The organism is Coxiella-like endosymbiont (genome assembly GCF_002871095.1).
Lineage (GTDB): Bacteria > Pseudomonadota > Gammaproteobacteria > Coxiellales > Coxiellaceae > Coxiella.
In genome coordinates this window covers 1-3,434 of record NZ_NSHJ01000001.1, presented here as the reverse complement: position 1 = coordinate 3,434, position 3,434 = coordinate 1, and the positions used below count along the sequence as shown (strand labels likewise).

Sequence of the window (3,434 nt, the reverse complement as noted above, 5' to 3'; positions counted from 1 at the left end):
ATACTATGTATTATTATTTTAAGATTCATTATATTAGTTTTTTAGAAGCCTGACATAGTGATTTATCGACAGCTCATTTTCTTAGAGGTTTCAATCTGATTAATTTTCATATGAATGTTTCATATAAATCTCTTTATAAGCTTGATACTTTTTGAAAAAGAAATTAGCTATAGTTGCCTTTTCTTTCGTTAAAAGTGAATGCTCATTAATCTTAGAAAAGGATTGAATTTCAATCAGGCTATTGGTTTGAAATATTTCAGTAGCCTTTAAAAGATCCTCAGTATATAAAGTTTTCTCAATTATTGGTTTCCCTATGTGGTTAGCAATTTTAATAATTTTATCTCGAGTAATTCCAGGTAAAAGACCATCCTTAATTTGAGGAGTGAATATTTTTTTATTAATTAAAGCAAACAAATTTCCAATACTTGTTTCAGTGACAGCACCTTTCGTATTAAGCATTAAACCTTCGTGATATCCTGCTTTAATAGCTTCTTGTCTTGCCAATATAAGTTCTAAACAATTTAAGGTCTTTAATCGGGTTAAAAGAGAAGCTTCATTTCGCTTAATATTTGTAACGTACAGAGTAGGAGAAATTGGATTGGATGAATTAAAAAGTGTAACTGTGATTAATAAGGTAGGGGACCGATTAAAAGGTGCTTGAATCCCCCTTGAAGAAGGGCCGCGACTTAAAGTGATTCGAATAGAAGCTGCTGTCGATATTTGATTAATTTCTAATAATTGTTTACATTGATTTTTTAGTTCTATTACGGAGAATTTAAAAGGAATATCTAATTTTAAAGCGGAATCTGCCAGTCGATGGTAATGTTCATGAAAGAAAAGTAAATGTCCTTTTTCAACTTTAATAGTCTCAAATAAACCGTCTCCTAATAAAAATCCTCGGTCATTACTATAAATGACTGGTAAATTCATTGAACTAATATTGCTGTTTATTAGAATCTTCATTAAGATAGAGTAATAAAATTATCGATTAATTGAAGCCCTTGTTCTGTTAAAATAGATTCTGGATGAAATTGTACTCCGAATGTGGGATACACATGATGGCGAATTGCCATAATTTCGCCTTCTTGACTTTCTGCAATGATTTCCAAGCAATCAGGGATCTGATTTTTACTGATAATCAGTGAATGATAACGACCTACGAAAAAAGGATTAGTAATTTTAAGAAAAAGAGATTGTTGATTGTGATAGATCTGGCTGGCTTTCCCATGCATAGGATAATCAGACCGACATACTTGTGCACCAAAGACATATCCGATAGCTTGATGTCCCAGACATACTCCTAAAATCGGAAGATGAGGAGAGAAGTGTTTGATAATATTGAGAGAAATCCCGGTTTGAGTGGGGCCTCCGGGGCCAGGGGAAATTACGATATGAGAAGGTTTTAGTGTTTCTATTTCAGTAAGGGTGATTTTATCATGACGATATATTAATATCGAATGGCCTAAGATCTCAAAATATCGACCTAAGTTATAGACGAAAGAATCATAATTATCGATGAGTAAAATCATAGTGTGAAAGATTTTACACAATACGACAAACAAAACAAATGAGCTGCGTCGTCTAGCAAAGGTTCATAGATTTTAGCATGATATATACTAGCTGAGTGTTATAAAAATAAAGGTAAAGAAAATGTTGAATGCAGAGCAGCCTTATTGGGCTTCTATCCCTTATCGAGATCCATTTGAATACGCTATGATCTTTCATAAATTAAATTATTTTGTTTTTTTAGATAGCATGAAATTTGATTCGAGACTAGGAAGATACAGTTATATTGCTATAGATCCATTTTCGACACTTATTTATCGTGATGATAGAATTTATTTCAATAATGAGGTAGTTATAACAGAAAATATTTTTACTTTTCTAGATAATCAATTAAGATCATTATCACTCTCCTTAAATCCTGAGTTGTCTCCTTTTCAAGGAGGAGCGGTGGGGTTTTTTAGTTATGATTTAACAAGGGATTTAGAAAATTTGCCAAATTATGCTATGGATGACATGGGTTATCCACGCTTAGCAGTAGGATTTTATGATTTAATCATTTCTTTTGATCATGTTAAACAACAAGCATGGGTTATTTCTTCTGGATTACCTGAAAAAAATAATCAAAAAAGGAAACATCGTGCACACTTACGTCTTTCTTGGTGTTTGCAGAAATTGGAACATGTTAAAACTCCAAAATTAATTGACAAACCATTGGTGATGGAAAATGATATTCGTGGATACTTTACTAAAGAAACATATATGGCAGCGGTAGAGAAATGTCGTCATTATATTTTGGATGGTGATATTTTTGAGGTGAATTTGTCGCAAAGATTTCAGTGTTTTTTTCACGATAATGCAGAATTTTCGCTTTATCAACGAATTCGTGCGATAAATCCTGCGCCTTTTGGATCTTTTGTACGTTTTGATGACACAGTTATTGTTTCCAGTTCTCCCGAACGGTTTTTAAAAGTACAGGATCGTTTAGTGGAAACAAGGCCAATTAAAGGAACTATTAAGCGTTCGTGTGATGTAAGGGAAGATCAAATATTAGCTCAGAAATTAGCAACGGATATTAAAAATCGTGCTGAGAATACGATGATTGTTGATTTAATGCGTAATGATTTATCGAAGGTTTGTTTTTCCAATTCGATTCATGTTCCTGTGTATTGTCAGATAGAAAGTTATGAGACGGTCCATCATTTGGTGTCAGTTATTGAAGGCAAACTAAAAAATCACTATCAGGCTATTGATTTATTACGAACAACTTTTCCAGGAGGGTCTATTTCAGGTGCTCCCAAAATAAGAGCGATGGAAATAATTGAAGAATTAGAGCCTACACGACGAGGACCTTATTGCGGCAGTGTGGGGTATATTGGGTTTGATGGTAGTATGGATACTTCAATTCTTATTCGAACCTATGTTATTAAAGATCAAATAGTTACATTTCAATCGGGTGGAGCGATTGTCCTAGACTCGGACGCTCTTTCAGAATACGAAGAGGTACTTATTAAAGCTGAGGCTTTAAAAAAAGCATTAATTAGTAAACATATAGAGAAATAGGTGGATGGAGATGGATATTAGGGTATTATTTTAAATTTTGTTATAAGGTATTAAAGAATGAGATATACTACATTAATATGCTTAATTAAATTTATATCTTTTTCTTTAGTAAGAAGGTAGAGAAAAAATATAGAGTTTTTGAGTGAAAAAAACAGCATAGTAAGTACGTTTATTCTTAGTGTTTTGTATAAAATCCAGTTTCACTAATCCAATGAATTTATATTTTTTAGTTTAAAGAAAAACTAATAATGCTATGAGCGTGAGGCCACCTATTGGCAATTTTATTTGTAATTTTTTTGGTATGTAAATGCTAATATCAGGCTGTGAGTTATTATCTCTGCTGATAATTCAAAACTTGACCCTATTAC

3 protein-coding genes are annotated in these 3,434 nt (G+C 32.4%); 1 reads left to right on the top strand and 2 read right to left on the bottom strand.

All coding sequences use genetic code 11. From position 1 onward, the window contains the following. Positions 1 to 99: 99 nt before the first annotated feature. Both CLERM_RS00015 and CLERM_RS00010 read right to left on the bottom strand, forming a co-directional pair. Entirely contained in the window at positions 100 to 930 is an 831-nt protein-coding gene (locus tag CLERM_RS00015; protein ID WP_236905111.1) for an aminotransferase class IV, read from the bottom strand. Positions 931 to 962: 32 nt separating this feature from the next. Further along, complete coding sequence (locus CLERM_RS00010; RefSeq protein ID WP_102156589.1) at positions 963 to 1,529, bottom strand: anthranilate synthase component II; 567 nt, start codon at positions 1,527 to 1,529, stop codon at positions 963 to 965. 121 nt (positions 1,530 to 1,650) lie between these two features. Between CLERM_RS00010 and CLERM_RS00005 the strand changes: the two genes are divergently transcribed. Then, positions 1,651 to 3,066, top strand: a complete 1,416-nt coding sequence (locus CLERM_RS00005; protein ID WP_102156588.1) for an anthranilate synthase component I family protein — start codon at positions 1,651 to 1,653, stop codon at positions 3,064 to 3,066. The last annotated feature ends 368 nt before the right edge of the window (positions 3,067 to 3,434 follow it).

Coding starts and splice junctions, on each gene's coding strand:
- CLERM_RS00015 (WP_236905111.1), bottom strand. CDS start 930: ATGAATTTACCAGTCATTTATAGTAATGACCGAGGATTTTTATTAGGA.
- CLERM_RS00010 (WP_102156589.1), bottom strand. CDS start 1,529: ATGATTTTACTCATCGATAATTATGATTCTTTCGTCTATAACTTAGGT.
- CLERM_RS00005 (WP_102156588.1), top strand. CDS start 1,651: ATGTTGAATGCAGAGCAGCCTTATTGGGCTTCTATCCCTTATCGAGAT.